The sequence below is a fragment of the Natronomonas salina genome, assembly GCF_013391105.1.
In the GTDB taxonomy this organism is placed as follows: Archaea; Halobacteriota; Halobacteria; order Halobacteriales; family Haloarculaceae; genus Natronomonas; species Natronomonas salina.
The window spans coordinates 560,559-579,832 of the sequence record NZ_CP058335.1 but is presented as its reverse complement, the minus strand read 5'-3'; the positions used below and the strand labels follow the sequence as shown (position 1 = coordinate 579,832).

At 63.6% G+C, this 19,274-nt stretch carries 12 protein-coding genes, 1 tRNA gene and 1 pseudogene; 11 read left to right on the top strand and 3 right to left on the bottom strand.

Annotated elements, in window-relative coordinates; genetic code table 11:
- The first annotated feature begins 35 nt into the window (after positions 1-35).
- Positions 36-1,013 (top strand): archaeosortase A, encoded by a 978-nt coding sequence (gene artA / locus HWV07_RS03265; protein WP_178332927.1) that lies wholly within the window; start codon positions 36-38, stop codon positions 1,011-1,013.
- A gap of 27 nt (positions 1,014-1,040) precedes the next feature.
- Here artA and HWV07_RS03260 read toward each other — a convergent pair.
- A pseudogene (locus HWV07_RS03260) lies at positions 1,041-1,280 on the bottom strand (hypothetical protein); the annotation flags it as partial.
- A 349-nt stretch (positions 1,281-1,629) separates the two neighbouring features.
- Here HWV07_RS03260 and HWV07_RS03255 point away from each other — a divergent pair.
- On the top strand, positions 1,630-2,820 hold the full coding sequence (locus HWV07_RS03255; RefSeq protein WP_178332926.1) for an RNA-guided endonuclease TnpB family protein: 1,191 nt from the start codon (positions 1,630-1,632) through the stop codon (positions 2,818-2,820).
- Positions 2,821-2,913: 93 nt separating this feature from the next.
- On the opposite strand, the gene HWV07_RS03250 is transcribed toward HWV07_RS03255, so the two are convergent.
- Both HWV07_RS03250 and dph5 read right to left on the bottom strand, forming a co-directional pair.
- Entirely contained in the window at positions 2,914-3,120 is a 207-nt protein-coding gene (locus HWV07_RS03250; RefSeq protein ID WP_246279821.1) for a hypothetical protein, read from the bottom strand.
- A gap of 62 nt (positions 3,121-3,182) precedes the next feature.
- Positions 3,183-3,983, bottom strand: coding sequence for a diphthine synthase (gene dph5, locus HWV07_RS03245; protein WP_178332925.1), 801 nt, complete (start codon positions 3,981-3,983; stop codon positions 3,183-3,185).
- Between the two features lie 111 nt (positions 3,984-4,094).
- Between dph5 and HWV07_RS03240 the strand changes: the two genes are divergently transcribed.
- The 9 genes from HWV07_RS03240 (at position 4,095) to HWV07_RS03200 (ending at position 19,274) form a co-directional block, all read left to right on the top strand.
- Entirely contained in the window at positions 4,095-5,081 is a 987-nt protein-coding gene (locus HWV07_RS03240; protein WP_178332924.1) for a class I SAM-dependent methyltransferase, read from the top strand.
- 738 nt (positions 5,082-5,819) lie between these two features.
- Positions 5,820-10,664: a PGF-pre-PGF domain-containing protein gene (locus tag HWV07_RS03235; RefSeq protein WP_178335971.1), complete on the top strand. Its 4,845-nt coding sequence runs from the start codon at positions 5,820-5,822 to the stop codon at positions 10,662-10,664.
- Positions 10,665-10,764: 100 nt separating this feature from the next.
- Positions 10,765-10,837 (top strand) — tRNA-Thr (locus HWV07_RS03230).
- Positions 10,838-10,926: 89 nt separating this feature from the next.
- On the top strand, positions 10,927-12,348 hold the full coding sequence (locus HWV07_RS03225) for an SLC13 family permease (RefSeq protein ID WP_178332923.1): 1,422 nt from the start codon (positions 10,927-10,929) through the stop codon (positions 12,346-12,348).
- A 94-nt stretch (positions 12,349-12,442) separates the two neighbouring features.
- The gene (locus HWV07_RS03220) at positions 12,443-13,093 is read left to right on the top strand and encodes a helix-turn-helix domain-containing protein (protein WP_178335970.1); all 651 of its coding nucleotides are present in this window, start codon (positions 12,443-12,445) and stop codon (positions 13,091-13,093) included.
- 151 nt (positions 13,094-13,244) lie between these two features.
- On the top strand, positions 13,245-15,152 hold the full coding sequence (locus tag HWV07_RS03215) for an ABC transporter substrate-binding protein (protein ID WP_178332922.1): 1,908 nt from the start codon (positions 13,245-13,247) through the stop codon (positions 15,150-15,152).
- Positions 15,153-15,259: 107 nt separating this feature from the next.
- Positions 15,260-16,255: an ABC transporter permease gene (locus tag HWV07_RS03210; protein ID WP_178332921.1), complete on the top strand. Its 996-nt coding sequence runs from the start codon at positions 15,260-15,262 to the stop codon at positions 16,253-16,255.
- Entirely contained in the window at positions 16,252-17,172 is a 921-nt protein-coding gene (locus HWV07_RS03205) for an ABC transporter permease (protein ID WP_178332920.1), read from the top strand. The genes HWV07_RS03210 and HWV07_RS03205 overlap by 4 nt, the downstream gene beginning before the upstream one ends.
- Positions 17,169-19,274, top strand: coding sequence for a dipeptide ABC transporter ATP-binding protein (locus tag HWV07_RS03200; RefSeq protein WP_178332919.1), 2,106 nt, complete (start codon positions 17,169-17,171; stop codon positions 19,272-19,274). Before HWV07_RS03205 ends, HWV07_RS03200 begins: the two co-directional genes overlap by 4 nt.

The window sequence follows — 19,274 nt, the reverse complement described above, 5'->3', positions numbered from 1 at the left end:
TTTACTCGACCAGTCCATCGGTCGAACAGACATCGATGCTCCCGTTCGACGTCCTGGCCGTGACGGACCCGCTAGCGTGGCTCCTCGTCGCGCTGTTCGGCGGCGGCGCTCTCGCCGAGCGGCGCTTCCCCGAGGCCGCACGCTACGTCGTCGGGGGCGGATGGGTGCTGTTCGCCGCCTTCTGGCTGCTGCTCGCGCCTCATTTCTTCTTCGCCCAGAACAGCTTCGTCGAGGCCATCCTCGCACTCGTCGGCGTCCCGGCCTGCATCTATGCCGGCTACCTCGTCGCGGGCGGCCGCGACTCGCTGTTCGTCCTCACGCGTGCAGTCGCCGTGATGGGCCTGATTTACCTGCCCGCAGAGACCATCCCGATCGTCCGCCAGGTGCTCGTCGAGCACGTCGCCAACCAGACCGCGACGACGATGGATCTCCTCGGTTACGAGCCGACCCGCCGACCGATCAGCGCCGACCGCGAAGCCTACGCCGGCTTCGACGCCGCGTTCTTCTTCCCGACCGCGGATCCCAGTCATGGCGGCATCGTCTACAACATCGTGATGGCCTGCACCGCACTGGGCAGTATGGCCATCTTCGCCGGCTGTATCGCCGCGGTCCGTGCGCCGTGGCGCCGGAAATTTAGGGCACTCGCCATCGCCATCCCGATCATCTACCTCCTCAACATCGTCCGGACGACGTTCATCGGACTGGCGTTCGGTCGCCAGTGGTTCGACGGCTGGTATGCGCCCTACCTGATGGACCTCTTCGGCGCCTCCGACCCCTACATGGTCTCCCACATCGTCGCCGAGGGCGTCATCAGCCAGACGCTCTCCGTCGTCGCGCTCGTCGGCATCGCGTGGTTCGTCATCCGGGAACTCCCGGAGCTGCTGGTCATCATCGACGACGTCGCGTTCATGGTCACCGGCGAGGAACGCGACACGGCCGCCGAGATCGGCCTGCTGCCGGACGTCGACATGGACGAGGAGGCGTCGGGCGAACCGACGCCAACCGACGACTGAGCTCATTGCAGGGTCGTCACTGGGTGCTCAGACCGGGAAGCCGCCCCAGCGCAGATACACCATATCGAGGATTAACAGTAGCTGAACAAGCCCCTGGACGCCGCCCAGCGCGGCATTCTGCTTGCCGATGGCCGCGATGGCCGACGAGTCCGGGTCGGCCGACTGCATCTCGCGGTACATCCGGATCTCGCCGGGCAACAGGAATCCGAACCCCTGGACGGAGAGGATGGTGACGAGCGCGAGCGCGACGACGACGCCCGGCGTCGTCGTCGAGATGCAGCGTGGAAACTTGCGAATTTTTGCCTTGGAAGGAAGCACATACGCTATAGTACACACCCCACTGACGATAGTGAGACCAGCTACCTAGTACGGAATCCCAGCCATTGGACCTGCGGATAAGCGCCACGATACTGGACAACCGCTATCTGGTGGTCGGGTCGGAATCCAATTCCTTCTGAGCATGGAGTAGCATTCCTTTCCACGTAAGCCCGTGGTGTTTCTTCGTCTCTCTCAGACTCTTGTATTGCGATTCGTCATCGAACTCTATCTTGACGTATTTCACAACTAATGTTACATCAATGTTACATTTATGAGTGCCGGTAGCCTAATGGGTAGTGTGTCCGAGACGGTGACCAAGACGCTACAGGCCACGCTCGCTACGCCCACCACGGGCAAAGAGCAACGCCTACAGCGGCTGTTGGATATCTACCGTCAAGCACTCCACGACGCCTTCGACAACGGGGCGGACACAATGTCTGCTGTCAATGAAGTTGTGACGCCCTACAAACTACCGTACCAAGCCAAAGATGCGCTCAAATCCTACGTCCCGAAACTATGTTCCACGTTCAATGCCGAGGAGTTGGACGAGGAGCATCCGATTAGACTCGTCAACCGGGCCGCGAAGTTTGACTACTCCGAAGAGCGCGAACACGGTTACGTCTGGCAAGTCCCGCAACCCGGTCGCGGGACGAACTTTTGGATCCCGCTTCGGATTAACCCGGAGCAGGAATCCTTATGGTTCGACCTGCTCTCCGAGGGTGCAAATGCGGGCGAACTCCGTCTACAGCGTCACCGCACGTCATGGGAGTTGCACGTCACCGTCGAATACTCGGTCGAGGGACCGACTGACTCGGACGATACTGACGAAACCCCTGTCGGCTTCGACATAGGCGAGAGCGCGTTGATCACGGGCTGTGCCCTCAAACGCGACGCGCCACGGAAACCCCTGCTCGTCAGCGGCAGTCGAGCGCAACAGCTTCGCAAAGAGATGTTCACTACACTTCGGCGGCTTCAGTCCCGAGATGCCGCCGAGTGGCGCTTGGACGAACGATTCAACCACTACCAAAACGCCCTCACAGATATTGTCGAGAAGGCGTCTCGACAAGCCATTGAGTATGCCCAGCAGTTCAAGAATCCGGTTATTGTCCTAGAAGACCTGTCGTACATCCGGGAACGGCTGGATTACGGCAAATTCATGAACCGGCGGCTTCATGCGTGGGCGTTCGCCCGGCTACAAGGCCGAATCGAAGACAAAGCAACCGAGGCAGGCATTCGCGTTGAGTACGTCAATGCGGCGTACACCTCGCAGACGTGCCATGCCTGTAACCGTCTCGGTCGGCGGAGTCAGCAAGCGGAGTTCGTGTGTTCGAACGACGACTGCCACGTATCGGGATTCCAAGCGGATATTAACGCGGCGGCGAATATCGCCAGTCGCGTCAACCCGTGGGGAGAGAGCGTCCGTTGGGAACCCGGACGCGATGACTCGCCACAGGACGGGTGCGCCTGTGACAGCGCCACAGTCCACTGAGAGACGAGTCCGAGAACCGGACAGATGACTCTCTCGGCGTATTCGGACTGAAACCTGCCACGCCGGATTCCCACTGTGTGGGGACCCCGCTGTTTACAGCGGGGAGGATGTCACGAAGATGTCGATGCCCGTCCAGAGCACCCCTGCCATGACGTGGACGTAGATGTGACCCTGGATGGACGAGACCGTCACCGCATAGCCCAGTGCTGCCAACGGTACCAGGATCACCGCCATCGCGAAGGCTGGATTCGCTCGCCGCCCCATACCCCCGATCGTCCCGCGAACCGTCTGCGTCGACATGGAGGGTCTGTATTTCGGTGATGAGTTACTGGTAACTATCGTCGCAACGGTCGTCGATGTGATTACAGCGGGTCCGGGAGGACCTCGTCGGCGGCCCCGCCGATCGAAGCCAGTGCGTCCCGCTCGATGACGTGCAGATCACCGGGGATGACGAGCAGGTGCAACGGGTCGCCGAACTCCCGCTCGCCCAGCGCCGACAAGGCGTCGGCGGCCACCACTGGGTCCGGACTCCCGGCCCTGGCCACGACGACTCCCACCGTATCGAGATCCTCGGCAAGGAGTCCGGCCGCGTAGTCGGCAGTCATGTACTCCTCGTGGTCAGGATCTGGTCCCTTCGGCCCAGTACCGACCTTGATGTCGAGATAGACGAGCGTGTGGAGGCCACGCTCGCGATTGTCCTCGATGGTATCGACGACGCTTCTCGGGACACCGTCAGCGCCGTGGGCATAGGGGAACGGCAACGTCGTCGCCTTCCCGAAGCGGTAGTTCTGGAGGCCGGTCAGCGACGCGGCGGCCGCCTCGGCGGTCGTCCCGTGGACGATTCGAGTGTCGATGCCTCGCTTTGCCGCACGGAGCCGGAGGTCGACGTGCGTCGTCGAGATCATCGTATCGCCAGCGGTCAGGAAGACGACGTCCTCGGACTCGGCGGCCTGGAGGATCGGGTCGGGCTCCTGCTCGACGCCTGCGCGGTCGCGGACCTCGATCTCGACGTCGTGGAACGCCTCGACGTCGTCGACGGTCGCACCGGCGAGCTTGCTGGTGTAGAACTCCGCGAAGACGCGGTCGGCCGCCTCGAGCGCGTCCCGACCCTCCAGGGTGATCGAGCGCTCGTCGTAGAGGCCGAGTCCGACGAAGGTGAGCATACCCGCTCTCGACGCGCCGCCGGGAAAAGCACCGCGTTCGGAATCGGCGGCAACGTACGCAGCGGAACGCCGACCGTCAGCCTTACCGCCCGGCCGCGCCGACTCCCCCCAATGTCGGTGCCCTGCGTCCGCGTTCCCCGCGAGGAGGGGGAGGCGACCCGAAAGCGACTCGCCGAGCGGGACGTCGTCTCGGACCTCCACGAGATCGACGTCGTCGACGGGGACATCTACATCCCGCTCGCTGCGGACGCCGACCTGGCAGCGCTCCGCGAGGAGTTTGAGGTCGTGGACCGCGAGGCGACCGAACGAGAGACACAGACCCTCCCCGAGGATATCCTCGGCTTCGAGCCGTCCTACGAGCGCCTCGGCGACATCGTCATCGTCGACGAAGACGACGCCGAACGGGCAACAGCCATCACCGACGCTCTGATCGCCTCAGACATCCCCGTGGAGACGGTCGTCAATCGCGCCTCGCCCATCGAGGGCGAACTCCGGGTCCGCGAGTGGGACGTCCTCGCCGGCGACGACACCGAAACCGTCCACCGCGAGTACGGCTGTGCGTTCGAACTCGACATCGAGCGCGTGTACTTCTCGCCGCGACTGGCCACCGAACGCCGCCGTGTCATAGAGCAGGTCGAGTCGGGCGAACAGTTCTTCGACATGTTCGCCGGCGTCGGGCCGTTCGTGATCCCCGCGGCGAAACGGGGCGCCGAGTGCGTCGGCGTCGACCTCAACGAGGCCGCCATCGAGTACCTCGAACGGAACGCCGAGCGGAACAAGGTGGGCAGCCGCGTGACGGCCATCCACGGTGACGTCCGTGAGGTCGAGGGCTACGACGACTGGGCCGACCGGATCGTGATGAACCTCCCCCACAGCGCCGACGAGTTCCTCGAGACCGCCGTCGAACTGGCCGGCGACGACAGCGTGCTCCACTACTACGACATCCAGCACGACTCCGACCCGTTCGGGCCGGGAGAGGCGGCAATCCGGGCTGCTGCCGAACCCGAGTACGACGTCTCGGTGGAGACCCAACGGGAGGTCAGATCCTACGCGCCGCACGAACTGAACGTCTGTCTGGACGTGCGACTGACGCGGTGACGAGTAGCGATACAGGCAACTAACAGAAGTAGGCCGGTTTACCATTCTGGCGGAGTTCATCACGGTTGGTCTCAATGATCTCCACGGACCGATGTCCCGATTCATATACGGTAGCGTGACGGTTGCAGTTGCTACTGGTGGGTGTCTAAGTTGAATGAAGGCGGTTTTATCAACTGATAGCTTCTACTCAGTCGTATGATTTCCAAGACGGTTGAGCGACCCTACGTGTCAGTCAGTCTTGCCGTCATAGCGGTCATCTTCTTGCTAATCGCAGTGGTGGGCTTCATTCGTGCGATTACCGGACAATATATCACGGGCTTTCGGACCACTATTGGATTCGCCCTGGCCGGAGTACTTCTCCTGGCGTCTGCCTTTGAGTTTCGTCCCAGAAGGTAGTGGTGGTTCGCTCCATACCAACGTCCGTTTCATCCGACTGTAGTCGTATCATATTCGCTCTCCGTTCGGCGGAGGTGCTTGGCGAGTACACGTAGAACCCTCGAAGGTACTTTGTACACGATTCGTACCGGACTGAATCCAGAAAGAATCGAATTCCGCTCGGCTGGCTGATTTTGTCACGTCTTCTAACACGCTGACTTAAGCGCCCGGGCATCTCTCGCAATGTCCAGTTAGTTGTAGATATTTTGTATTCGTTTGGACGCGTTTGCCAGAATCCCTTTTGTGGGGTTCGGGAAATGCTCGGTCAAGACAGAGCCGACGCGGCTGGGTGAACCACGAACCATGACAAACGAAACAACTGACAAACTACGAGCCCTCCTGCTCGCGGCGATCATGATCATCTCGGTCGTCGGTAGCAGCGCAGCTGCCGTCGGAACGATCGCTGCGGACGACGGGAGCCTCGTGGGCGAAACAGTCGACCAGACGACCAATACCGTCGACGACACGACCGATACTGTCGACGAGACCACCAGTACGATCGACGATTCGACCGGCACCCTCGACGGGACGACCGACACCGTCGATGATACGACCGATACCATCGACGACACCACGGATACGATCGACGACACGACGGAGTCGATTACCGATGATGGGAGCGATTCGACCTCGGCAGAGTCGACGGTCGACCCCACGACGGTCGTCGAACGGCTCGAGGGGCTGGAGGATCCGGATTCGCCGGTCGCCAGTGCACTCGCCGACGAACTGGAGAGTCCTGAAGAACTCGACCAACTCACCGACTCCGAACTGGTGAGTCTCCTCGCCGGTTTCGACGGCGTCTCGCCGGACGAGGCCGTCGAACTGGTCCACGGGAACATCACGGACGATTCCAGTGGCTTCGAACTCGAAGCCTCCGACGGCGCCGGCTACGAGGACCAGTTCCGTGATAGCGTAGAGGAGCAACAGCCCACTACGGAACCGGGGAACACCTCGCGTCTCTTCGAGGACTTCGACGGGCAGCTCCCTGAAGGGGCGGTCAGCGGCGACGACACCCTCCAGCTAGAAGCGGTCGGCGACGAACCGCTTCCCGATCAGTTCCGGCTCTACCTGACGATCGACGGCGACGACGTCGCCTTCGATACAGACCAGAATAATCTGGCTGATTTCGACGTCAAGGTCTACGGGAGCAACGTCGTCATGGAGGACGACGAGCTGGCGGGGTCCAACGACATCCGCGTCGACCAGGTCAGCGAGGACGTAGTGGCCCTCTCGTTCAACTTCGAGGATGGAACTAGCAATGTGACGACGCCGCCGGAAGCTGAGGGCGTCAGGATCACCAACCTCACCTTCGACGCCGCCGAGGTCGACGACACCTCGACCGACACCCTCCAGTGGAGCCTCACCGAGATTCGCGGCGACCGTACCTCTGGCAGCGCCGCCTACAACCTCGACGTCGTGAACTTCGATCCCGTCTTCGACTTCCACGACGAGTTCGGCGGCGAGAACGGTGCGCTGACCGCCGGCGCCGACAACCAGCGACTCTACGGCGCACAGAACGCTGCAGACCCGTCGGCCAACGAACGCGCCCAGAACGTCAGCGTCACGGTCAACGAGTCGAGTGAGTTCCCCGACCGCTTCACGTTCAACCTCTCGCTTTCGGACGGGTCCGGAATCACGTTCGCCGACAAACTGTCCGAGGAGGACGTCAACGTCACGTCGGCCGACGAGAACGTCACGACGGACGTCGTTCATCTCGGGTCGGATCGAATCGAGGTCGCGGTGCGTGGCTTCCAGGCGGACGATGGATCGGCATCCGACCTCGAAGGCCAGCTCCAAGGCGACGCCGACTTCACCGTCGAGGGGCTGCGCTTCGACGCGACGCCCGATGCGACCACGACGAACCTCACCTGGGAGATTGGCGGTGAGGAAGACAGCTACTCCATCGAACCCGAACGGCTGAACTTCGCGGTTACATCCGACGAACCCCTCCCGCGTGGCGCGGCGAACGCCGGGAACGTCTCCGTGACTGTCGACAACTCCGACACTCAATCGGGGTCGTTCTACGAAGCCGGCAACGAGATGCAGATCACCATCCCGGAGGCGTACAGCGACGACCTCTCGTTCGACCGGAGCGCGGCTATCCAGAGCGACGACGTCGAGAACGTGAGCATCACCGAGAACGAAATCGCCTTCACCGTCGGCCAGGACATCGGCAACGACGATGCGAGCATCGTTGAGTTCGTCGGTGACCAGTTCCAGAACCCGTACTTCGACGTGCCCGACGAGTTCACATCGGGCACCGAGATCGAGCTCTCCGGCATCCAGTTCAACGTCTCGGGAGTCGACGAGACGAAGGGTGAGGACGCTGAACTGACGAGCGGTCTGACGTTCCAGTACGAGAGTGGCCTCAACGGTGGCGACGAGATCACCGTCGAATCTGACGGAACACCGATCGAGACCCTCGTCCCGGCCGTGACCACTACCCCGGAAGGGCCCGCGGTGTTGTCCCCCAACGAGGACAACCAGTCGGCTTCTGTGCCGGTGAACGTCACCATCCAGGACACCGAGGGCGGACAGATCAACGCGACGGAAGACATCGTCGTCGGCATCGATGGTGCCGTCTCCTTCAACGACTCCCAGGAGCTCGCAACGAAGGGTAATATCCCCGTCAAGGACGTCACCGTCAACGACAACCAGATCGTCGTAGATGTCGACGAGTTCTTCCTCGATTCGACCACTGCGGGTGACTCACTCACCCTCTACAGCGAGGACGGCGACGGTATCGCGTTCGACGCTGCCGAGAGTGGCTCGGGAACGCTGACTGTCCAGACCAGTCCCGGTGATGAAGCGGTCGTCCAGACTACGGAGACCGAACTACTGGTGACTGACCAGGAGATGGTCGTCGACACCGACGCGATCTCCGCCGGTGTCGACACCAACGTGAGCGTCACCGTCGTCGATGAGAACGGTAACGCCGTCGACGATGGGACAGTCAGTGTTGACGGACCTGGAGTCAGTGACGAGAGCCAGACCAACGAGAACGGCGTCGCCGAGTTCACGCTCAACCCCGACGGCGCTGGAGAAATTACGTTCACCTACGAGGATGACACCGGTGAACCCATCGAACAGAAGAAGATTGATTCGACGGTTAGCATCGATGTCCAGCCACAGCGGGTGCCGGTCGACCAGGAGTCCTCGGTGACGGTCACGCTCAACGGTGCCGCCAACGAATCGCTTGAGGGGGTTACGCTTGACGTCGATGCCGATGAGGGAATCGGCTACAATGACGCCAAATCCGACGATGCGACAGACGAGGACGGTCAAGCCGAGCTCGTGTTCGAGCCGACCGACAACGACTCTCTGGCGACTATCAGCTTCACGACCCTCGAGACGAACGTGACGGTCGAAGCCAGCGAGACCGGTCTCGCTGTCGACACCGATTACGTCGAAGTCGGTGAGACCCAGCCTGTCGAAGTGACCGTGATCGGAGGTGCCTCGGATTCGGTTCCCGTGACCGCCTCCGGGAGCGCACTCGAGGATTCGGAGCAACAGGACATCGACGTCGGTGAGACCGGGACGTTCCAGGTGAGTCCCGAGTTCCGCGGCGAAATCAATTTCACACGAGACGACATCGAGAACGCATCGGAGACCGTCGAGACCGTCGACATGGAGGTCCCGGACGAAATCGATGTCGGCGAGACGACCAACGTCACGGTCGAGGTCTTCGAGGGCAGATCGCCTGCAGACGACCTCGAAACCGTCGAGGCGTCTGGAAACGCGAGTGACACCAATGAGAGTGTCCAGAACGGAGCGGCTACGCTCAGCCTTGCACCGGACGATGAAGGTTCGATCGAGGTCACGGCAACCGGAAACGGCTACGAGATCAACGATACCATCTCCGCGTCTCTTCCGAAGCTGGTCGTCGAACCGAACACTGTGACAGTCGGTAGTAAGACGAACGTCACCGTCACGATCGAAGAGGTCGACGACGACGTCGTCTCCAACGAGCCGATATCGGTCGAGGATCCGAACGGGATTCTCACCAACGACTCCGAGGTGCAGAGCGAGACGGGCACGGACGGTGAAGCCTACCTCACACTCGAGGCGACCGAAGCGGGCTCGGTCACGATCGATGCGCCCGATACGCAGGTCGAACCGGCCACGGTGACCTTCGAAGAGAACAGTTCCAACGAAAGCCCGCCCAGTGAGGGCGACGAGGAAGAAGAACCCGACACCGGTGGCGATACCGGAGGCGGTATCGGTGGCGGTGGTGGAGGCGGTGGCGGTGCTGCCCCCGTGCCATCCCCCGACTTCAACGTCACCGACGTCACCCTCGCCGTGAACGAGATCGAGTGTGGCGAGACGGTAGACGTCACCGTCACGGTCGCCAACGAGGGCGACGCCGACGGCGAGTACGACGTCCGCGTCAAGGCCAACACCGTCACCGTCGAGAACGAGACGGTCGGGGTCGCCGCGGGCGAGACGGTCGAGGTCACTATCCCGGTGACCTTCTACCACACCGGCAAGCGAACCATCTCGGTCGACGGCGTCAAGGGCGGCAAGCTCGTCGTCCAGAAGATCGAGCCCGAGGACGTCCCGGACTCGACCGTCGACGCGGACGCACAGCCGGTCGTCGACATGGACGACGACGTCAACGGGACGGTCGTCGAGTTCGACGAGAACGTCACCGTCGACGCGCTCGTCTTCCCGAACGCTTCGAACGGCACGGCGACGGTCGCCGACCTCGAGGAACTGCCGGCGAACCTCTCGGTGGCGCCCGGCGTGCTCGTCCAGGCGATGGAGATCACCGTCCCCGAGGAACTGGAGAACCAATCGGCGACGATCCGGCTGTCGCTGAGCGCCGAGCAGTACGACGGTGACCCCGACCGTATCCACCTGGCACGCTTCAACGACGACAGCTGGCAGGTACTCGAGCCGACGTCGGTCGAGGAGTCCGACGGCGAGCTCGTCTACGAGTTCCAGACCCCCGGGTTCTCGACCTTCGCGGTCTTCGCCCAGGAGCCAGACGACACCCAGTCGACGACAACGCAGTCGACAGCGACCGATACCGGAGGTGCTGCAGAAGAGGCCGGCATGGGCACCTTCAGTATCGTCGCGTTCGCGGTCGTCGCGGTGATCGCGGCGCTCCTGGCTGTCGCCGGCGCCAGGATCTACCGGCAGAACTAACGCTGGCCAGGCCTCTCGTTTTTGCCTTCCAGCGACTCGGGATTCAGCCCAGTTCGCAACCCTTATTGCGATTATCCTCCCAGTGTCGGATGCACTCCCCGCCGGCGTAGCTCAGCTGGCAGAGCGAATCCTTCGTAAGGATTAGGTCGAGGGTTCAAATCCCTCCGCCGGCTTTCATTTCTCGGTTTACAGATGGGCAGTGTGTTCCGTCTCCGATTATCTGTCATCAGCTATTTCCCCGCTGACAGTAACAGGGATGTAAATGGGTTCGGGGCCGGCCGATGACGAATCACAGGGAGTGACGATCCAGCCCTCTGCGGTCATCGGGCTGTTGATCGCGCTCGTCGTGCTCGGAGTCGGCGTGTTCTTTCCGACCCCCGACGGCGTCTCGCCGTCGGCACAGCGCGCGCTTGCCGTGTTCCTCACCGCGCTGATTCTCTGGCTCACCAGACCGCTGCCGTACGTCGTCTCCAGTATCTTCTGTGTCGTGCTCCTGTTCGGCCTGGGGACCGTCGATTCGTTCGCCGCGGCGGCGACCGGCTACACCTCCACACTCGTCTTCTTCCTCCTGCTGTTGCTGTTGCTCGCCAACACCATCTCCAGTGTCGGGCTGGACGTTCGACTGGCCGAGCGCCTCCTCGTCGCGGAGCGATCGCCCGCCCGGACCTTCCGCTCTATCGCGGGAAGCGTGCTGGCGCTGGCGCTCGTGATGCCCTCGGCGATGGCTCGTGCCGTCACGTTCATCCCCGTCGTCGAGCGCCTCACTACCAGGTTCGGGCCGAGCGAGGGGTTCGAACGCGGGTCGTACCTCCTCCTGGGACACGTCAACCCGATCGCCTCGATGGCCCTGATGACGGGCGGCGGGATGGCGCTCGTGACCTCCGAGATCGTCAACGAGTCCGTCCGGACGGTGACGTGGGTCGAGTGGGCCGTGATGATGCTCCCGCCGACGGTCGGCCTGTACGGACTCACGACGGTCGCTGCAGGCCTGTTCGCGGACATCGACGATGCGAAGCGGGCGGAGACGGTCGGGTCGCCTTCCACCGACGAAGAGCCGGAGCCGGTGACTCGCGATCAGTACATCGTCGGCGGGGTAACGGTCGGTGCCGTCCTCGGCTGGGTCGTCGGGTCGTTCGTCGGCTTGCCGACGATCGTCCCTGCAATCGTCGCCGTGGCGGTGCTCGCGCTCCCGGGCGTCGAGATCATCACGGCCGAGGACATCGCTGAGGTTAGCTGGGGCATAATCTTCCTCATCGGTGCGATGCTGTCGATCCTCGACGTGATGGAGGCGACGGGAGCGATCACCCTCGTCGTCGACATACTGACTCGATGGATTCCGTTCGCCGCCCTGACACAGTGGCAGGTCGTCCTCGCGTTGCTCACGATCGCAGTCGGCATCCGAATCCTGTTCTCGACCGGCTCGGCCGCTATCGTCGTGATACTGCCAATCGTTCTGGAGTTCGGCGGTGTGTTCGGCGTCGATCGGCTCCACCTCGCACTGTCCGTGCTGCTCGTGGTCGGTTCGACGACGATCCTGCCGTTCAACACGACCGCCGTCTTGGTCTCCATGGATCGGGGGCCGCTGTCTCATCACGACGTCGCCAGGTTCGGCGTCCTGACGATGCTGCTCTCCCTGGTCGTGGTCGCCGTCTCGTGGCTGGTCTACTGGCCGCTGGTCTCGTAGTCTCGGTCGTGAGACATATGTTCGAGCGGTCTGTACGAACGCGGAGTGAGTCGCCATCCTCCGTATCGAGTTCACCACGATGACGACCGGGATCATGGCGGAGCTAGCCAAGCGACTGCCGGCACTCCGGAGCATCGAACTCGATAACGCGTTCTACGTTGAGGACGGGGCCTGGATCGAATCGCTGACCATCGTCTCCGAGGAGCCCTTCGACCCTCAGGCGATTGTCGACGATATCTCCGGGGTGTCGCTGTACTACACCAGCGAGATCCCCACCGAATCGAGCGACGTGGAGATCCGCCGGATCACCGTCCTGGCGAAGGAGTCGTACCCGTTCATCCTCGGACTGGTCCTGCGACAGGAAGCCATCCCGAACCGAATTGTCCTCCAGAACGGGGTCTTCGAGGTCGTCGCGACGACGCGGGACTGGGACCAGTTCCGGTCGCTGGCCGACGAGATTCAGGCGACCCTCGGCGAGTTCGAACTGCTGTCGGTCACACAGGACGAGGAGCCGGGCGAGCTACTCGACAGCGGCCGACTGACCGAGGTCCTCGTCTCGAAGCTGACCACCGAACAGCTGGCGATACTGGAGATGGCCTACAATCACGGCTACTTCTCGGTCCCGCGGGAGATCTCGGAGACGGAACTGGCCGCCGAACTCGACATCGCGCAGTCGACGGTCAGCGAGCGGTTGCGAACTGCGGAAGGCGCGCTCCTCGAACTCATCTACGGGCCCCGCGAGTAGTGGCCGAGGCCGAGCACCTACTGGCCGTCTACTTATGAGTTGGTCCAACCGCTCTGCTGCCAGATTCCGCCCGGCCCTACTTAAAGTTCGATAGGTATCGCCCCGGATAGGGAATAGACCGATTCTATACAACCCAATATAGTGGGGCAGGATGGCACACCAGAACCAGGACTCGACCCGTGGTCCTTCTCCTCGGCTCACCCGCCGTCGCTACGTGGCGTCGGCGGCCGCGGTCGGCGCTGCTGCGCTGGCGGGGTGCAGCGGCGGCGACCGGAATGCCGAAGACCTCACCCCGGAGGTGCCGGAGGGGACGCCGGAGACGGTCGAAACGCAGTACTGGCGCGACTGGGAGACGATCGACGCGGAGTCACCGCCGCTCGACTACAGCGCGACGGCCGGGGCCGTCCTGGACCGACTGCCGGTCGAGTTCTCGCGGGAGGACGACCCCTGGATGCGCGAGCACGCGTTGATGGTGAAGCGAGGACTCAACGACCTGGGCATCAGCGTCGACTTCAACGATAGGCCGCTGAACCAGCTGTACGCCCAGAGCTGGTCGACCGCCGGCCTCGAGGCAGTCATCTCGATGAGCACCCACGGGCCGGACCCTCAGCGGGGACTCGACCCCAATCCCCTCCTGATGCGCAGAACCGAGGGGAACCTCTCGAACTACGATAACTACTACCACCCCGAGTTACAGGAACTGCTGATCGAACAGGCTCAGGAAACTGACCGGGAACGCCGAGAGGAACTGGTCGACCAGGCTCAGGAGATCTTCGCGGAGGACGTCGGCGCGCTCATCACGCTCTTCTCCGACATCGTCACGGCCGTGAACTCCGAGCGGTGGAGCGGCTACGTCCGGACGCCGGGGAACGGGCCCACGGGCGACTCCTTCCAGTGGACCGAGGTGAACCTGCAACCCGAGACCGACGACCGGACCTACGTCAAGGGCGTCACGACCTCGATGAACTCCCTGAACCTGCCCTGGGCGGCCGGCGGCGCCGAGGAGAAGCGCCTCTCGTTCATCTACGACGGGCTCTTCGACGCGACGCCCGATCTGGGCGTCGTCCCCGCGCTCGCGTCGGGCGGCGGCTTCGTCGACGACACGACCGTCGAGCTGTCGCTCCGGGAGGGCGTCGAGTGGCACGACGGCGAGCCGTTCACGGCCGAGGACGTGAAGTTCACCGTCGACTACTACCAGGAGTACTCGGCGTCGAGCCAGACGCCGTTCTACGAGCCGATCGACTCCGTCGAGGTCCTCGGCGACCACGAGGTCCGGTTCAACCTCACGAACCCCGACGCCTCGTTCATGACCCAGCGGGTGGTCCGCAGCGTCATCATCCCGAAGCACCGATGGGAGGACGTCGACTCCCCCTCACAGCACAACCCCGACCCCCCAGTCGGGACCGGTCCCTTCGTCTTCGAGAACTGGGAGCAGGGGACGCGCTTCGAGGCTTCGCGGAACGACGGCCACTGGATGTTCGACGACGAGTGGCGGGCCGACGTGCTGGGCGACCAGGCCGAGCGCGGCGACGGTATCGAGGGGGTCGTCTGGATCAACATCGGCAACATCGACGCCCTGCTCGGGTCGCTGGAGGGCGGCGAGATCGACGCCGTCGGCACGACGCTCTCGAACAGCCAGGCAGATCGGGCCTCCGATACCGACGGCATCGAGACCATCGTGACCGGGAACTTCGCGCCGCTCGATAACAAGCTGATGTTCTCCTGTCCGCTGGTCCGCGACAAGGAGTTCCGCGTGGCGCTCGCGAAGGCGATGAACTCCGAGCGGTTCGTCGACGAGGTCCTGCTGGGCCGCGGGACGGTCCCTACCGGTGAGAACCCGATCTCGGATCTGACCCAGTGGCACAACGACGACGTCACCCACTATGAGTACGACATCGAGGCGGCCCGGGCGATCCTCGAACGCGCCGGGTACACGTGGGACGACAACGACAACCTGCGGTTCCCGAACGGCGACGCCTGGGCGGCGTTCGTCGAGCGGATCCAGGACGGCAACCAGTACAAACGTCGTGACGAACTCGACCAGCCCGACTTCTCGTAACAGCAAGGTGCCAGCATGATTCCACACACAGCACGACACTCGACCCGCAGCAAACCGACGGCACGTACCGATGCAGGACCATCCCGGCCGATCCGTGAGGTGCGCCGATGAACCAGTTCCTGCGATTCCTGCTCAAGCGGATCGCCGTCTCCATCGGTCTGACGCTCGTGGCGGTCTCGGTCATCTTCGTCGTCCTCCGGCTCCTGCCGGGGAGCCCGTTCGAGGCCCTCGTGACCTCCGGGAACCTCAACCAGGAACAGATCGAGGAAATCCGGGCCATGTACGGCCTGAACAAACCGATGTGGCAGCAGTACCTCGACTACATCTGGAGCCTGCTGACATTCCAGTTCGGCTACTCCATCCTCCGGAGCCAGCCGGTCTGGGAGGTCCTCGAGCCCCGGCTCGTGAACACGCTCGTCCTGCTGGTGCCGGCGCTGGTGACGACGGCGATCCTGAGCTCTCTGCTCGGCATGTACGTCGGCTGGAACCGCGGGAGCACCCTCGAGAAGGCCAGCATCATCACGACGACGTTCCTGCGGTCGACGCCCGTGTTCATCACCGCCATCTTCTTCATCATCATCTTCGCGTACAACCTCGAACTCGTCCCCGCCTTCGGGATGCGGTCGGTGACGGCGACCCCGGACGGCTACCTCGATACCTTCCTCTCCCTGGACTTCGCCCACCACTACATCCTGCCGTTCACCATCGCGGTGTTGTACTTCAGCGGCGACTTCCTGTTGCTCGCCCGCAACGGCGTCGTCGAGAAGCGCGGCTCGGAGTTCCTCAAGCTGCACCGCGCCAAGGGCCTCACGGAGATGGAGCAGCTCGCCCGCGCCGGGCGGAATTCGATGCTACCCATCCTGACGTACTTCGCGCTCCGCCTCGGGATGATCTTCCAGGGGCTGATCCTCCTCGAGGTCGTCTTCGGCTGGCCCGGGATCGGCCGGGAGCTCGTCCTGGCGATCCAGCAGCAGGACTACCCGCTCGTCCAGGCCGCGGTGTTCATCATGGCGCTCGCGGTGATCATCGCGAACCTCCTCGCTGACGTCCTCTACGCGTACTTCGATCCGACCGTATCGACCAGCGGAGGTGGGACCGCATGAGCACCGAGACGGAGCAGCGATCAGCCATCTCCGAGCGCCTCCACAGCTGGGGCGGCTTCGTCGCCGACCAGTTCGCGTTCCTCCGACAGGACCGACTGGCGTTCGCCGGGCTCATCATCGTCGCGCTGTTCGTCCTGCTGGGTCTGTTCGGGCCGATGCTCGCCCCGCACGACCCCATCGAACACGACGTCCGCGGCGAAGACGGACAGATACTCCGGCTTGACCAGCCGTCCGGAGAGGCGGTGTTCGGCACGACCGCCTTCGGGAAGGACGTCCTGAGCCAGTTCCTCGCGGGCGCGCAGCCGACGTTCATCGTCGGACTGTTCGGCGGGGTCGGAACCGGGGTCATCGGCTTCCTCGTCGGGCTGGTCAGCGGCTACTACGGCGGCTGGGTCGACGAGGTGTTGATGCGGCTGACCGACCTGACGTTCTCGCTGCCGTTCATGCCGATGGCGCTGCTGTTGCTGACGTTCGTGACGCCGAGCGTCTGGCTGATCACGGCCATCATCGCGGGCTTCCTCTGGAAGATGCCCGCCCGTGTCGTCCGCTCGGAGGTCCTCTCGGTCCGGGAACGGACGTTCGTGAAGTCCGCGAAGGCCAGCGGCGCCAGCGACCTCCGGACGATGCTGTACCACGTCGCGCCGAACGTGCTGCCCATCGGCTTCCTGTACACCGCCTACGGCGTCGCCTGGGCCATCGCCGCGCAGGCCAGCCTCGCGTTCCTCGGCTTCGGCGACCCGACGATGACCAGCTGGGGTCGGATGCTCCGGCAGGTCTTCGAGTCCGGGAACATGCGGGTCGCCTGGTGGTGGGTCCTCCCGCCCGCCATCGGTATCGCCGCGATAACCACCTCGGTCTTCCTCATCGGGCGCGCCTACGAGGAGGTCGTCAACCCAGAGATCCGATCCGAACAATGACGCTACTCAACATCGAGAACCTGAAGGTCACGTACGCAACCGACGACGAGACGGTCCACGCGGTCAACGACGTCTCGTTCAGCATCGACGAGGGAGTGAACTACGGCCTCGCCGGCGAATCCGGCTCGGGGAAGTCCACCGTCGCCGAGGCCATCCTCGGGTTGCTTCCCGGGAACGGGACCGTCGAATCGGGCACCGTCGAGTTCGAGGGTCGCGACCTCACCGCCCTCTCCGAGGCGGAACGCCGGGACGTCCTCTGGGAGGACATCGCCTACATCCCCCAGAGCGCGATGGACTCGCTGGACCCGGTGATGTCGACCGGCGACCAGATCGCCCAGGCGATCCACACCCACCGGAACGTCACGGACTCGAAGGCCCGCGGGCGCGTCCGCGAACTGTTCGAGATGGTGGGCCTCGACCCCGACCGCATCGACGACTACCCACACGAGTTCTCCGGCGGGATGCGTCAGCGCGTCACGATCGCCATGGCGCTGGCGCTGGAGCCGGACCTCATCATCGCCGACGAGCCGACGACCGGCCTGGACGTTATCGTCCAGGACAAGATCATCGACAAGATCCTGGAGATCCAAGAGCGGATGGACAGCTCGCTTCTCCTCATCACCCACGAGATCGGCGTCATCGCGGAGACCTGCGACGAGCTGTCGATCCTCTACGGCGGGAAGGTGATGGAGCAGGGAAGCGTCGACAACGTGCTCGTCAACCCGACCAACCCCTACACGATGGGGCTGAAGAACTCCTTCCCGGAGATCGACGAGGGCGACGAGGATCCGGTTGCCATCCCTGGGTCGCCCCCGAATCTCAATCAGGAGCCCTCGGCTTGCGTCTTCAAGGACCGGTGTCCGTTCTCGACCGAGGAGTGCGAGGAGTCCCATCCACCTCTGCACGAACTGCCGAACCGGAATCACCGGTCGGCGTGCCACCACGTCGATCAGGCCGCGACGATGCGCGAGGAAGCGAAGAACCCCGAGACGTGGGACATCACCGACGACGGGGCGGGGGAGTCCGGTCGCGGTGAGGTCATCCTCGAGACGGACAATCTGGAGAAGTACTACGAGCAGAGCCAGTCGCTCATCGGGAAGTTCCGCGGCGAGTCCCCGGATTACGTGAAGGCCGTCGACGGCGTCTCGCTGTCGGTCCGTCGCTCCGAGGTGCTCGGCATCGCGGGGGAGAGCGGCTGTGGGAAGTCGACGCTCGGCGAGACGATCGCGCTCCTGGAGGAGCCGACGGGCGGCGAGATGGTCTTCGACGGCGAGTCGCACGACCACTACATGGACGGGAACCTCAAGGAGTTCCGCCGGAAGGTCCAGATCATCTTCCAGGACCCCTTCGACTCGCTGAACCCGCGACAGACGGTCCGCAAGCTGGTCGGCGAGCCGCTGACGATCCACGGCTACCGCACCGACGAGAAGGAACAGGCGATCATCGAGACTCTCGAGCGAGTGGGCCTGACGCCGGCCGAGCAGTTCCTCGACCAGTACCCCCACGAGCTCTCCGGCGGCCAGCGCCAGCGCGTCGCCGTCGCGAAGGCGCTCGTGCTGGACCCCGACTTCCTCATCTGCGACGAGCCGGCCTCGATGCTGGACGTCTCGCTGAAGGTCAACCTGCTGAACCTCCTGCGTCGGCTCGCCGATACCGAGGACATCGGGATCGTCTACATCTCCCACGACCTCGCGAGCCTGATGCAGGTCTCCGACCGGCTCGCCATCATGTACCTCGGCCGAATCATCGAGGAGGGCGACGTCGACCGCATCGCTGCCCAGCCGAAACACCCCTACACGTCCTCGCTGTTGGCGGCGGCGCCGGAGAAGGACCCCACCGCCGACCGGACCCGGGTGTTGCTCGAGGGCGAGCCTCCGGACCCGGTCGACCTGCCCTCCGGGTGTGCGTTCGCGCCGCGGTGTCCGAAGTCCGAAGAGAAGTGCTGGGGCGTCGAGCCCGGCCTCGACGAAGCCGGCGACCCCGACCACCGGGCGGCGTGTTACTTCCCGGACGACGAGACGGAATCGGCGGTGGCGAAGACGCCGCCGACGGACGAGACTGGACCCGAAATGCCGACCGACGTCGATTCGATGGGCGACTGA

What these genes read in the sequence shown, in the direction of transcription:
- artA (WP_178332927.1), top strand. Translation starts at nt 36, where the DNA reads ATGCTCCCGTTCGACGTCCTGGCCGTGACGGACCCGCTAGCGTGGCTC.
- HWV07_RS03250 (WP_246279821.1), bottom strand. Translation starts at nt 3,120, where the DNA reads ATGTCGACGCAGACGGTTCGCGGGACGATCGGGGGTATGGGGCGGCGA.
- dph5 (WP_178332925.1), bottom strand. Translation starts at nt 3,983, where the DNA reads ATGCTCACCTTCGTCGGACTCGGCCTCTACGACGAGCGCTCGATCACC.
- HWV07_RS03240 (WP_178332924.1), top strand. Translation starts at nt 4,095, where the DNA reads ATGTCGGTGCCCTGCGTCCGCGTTCCCCGCGAGGAGGGGGAGGCGACC.
- HWV07_RS03235 (WP_178335971.1), top strand. Translation starts at nt 5,820, where the DNA reads ATGACAAACGAAACAACTGACAAACTACGAGCCCTCCTGCTCGCGGCG.
- HWV07_RS03225 (WP_178332923.1), top strand. Translation starts at nt 10,927, where the DNA reads ATGGGTTCGGGGCCGGCCGATGACGAATCACAGGGAGTGACGATCCAG.
- HWV07_RS03220 (WP_178335970.1), top strand. Translation starts at nt 12,443, where the DNA reads ATGGCGGAGCTAGCCAAGCGACTGCCGGCACTCCGGAGCATCGAACTC.
- HWV07_RS03215 (WP_178332922.1), top strand. Translation starts at nt 13,245, where the DNA reads ATGGCACACCAGAACCAGGACTCGACCCGTGGTCCTTCTCCTCGGCTC.
- HWV07_RS03210 (WP_178332921.1), top strand. Translation starts at nt 15,260, where the DNA reads ATGAACCAGTTCCTGCGATTCCTGCTCAAGCGGATCGCCGTCTCCATC.
- HWV07_RS03205 (WP_178332920.1), top strand. Translation starts at nt 16,252, where the DNA reads ATGAGCACCGAGACGGAGCAGCGATCAGCCATCTCCGAGCGCCTCCAC.
- HWV07_RS03200 (WP_178332919.1), top strand. Translation starts at nt 17,169, where the DNA reads ATGACGCTACTCAACATCGAGAACCTGAAGGTCACGTACGCAACCGAC.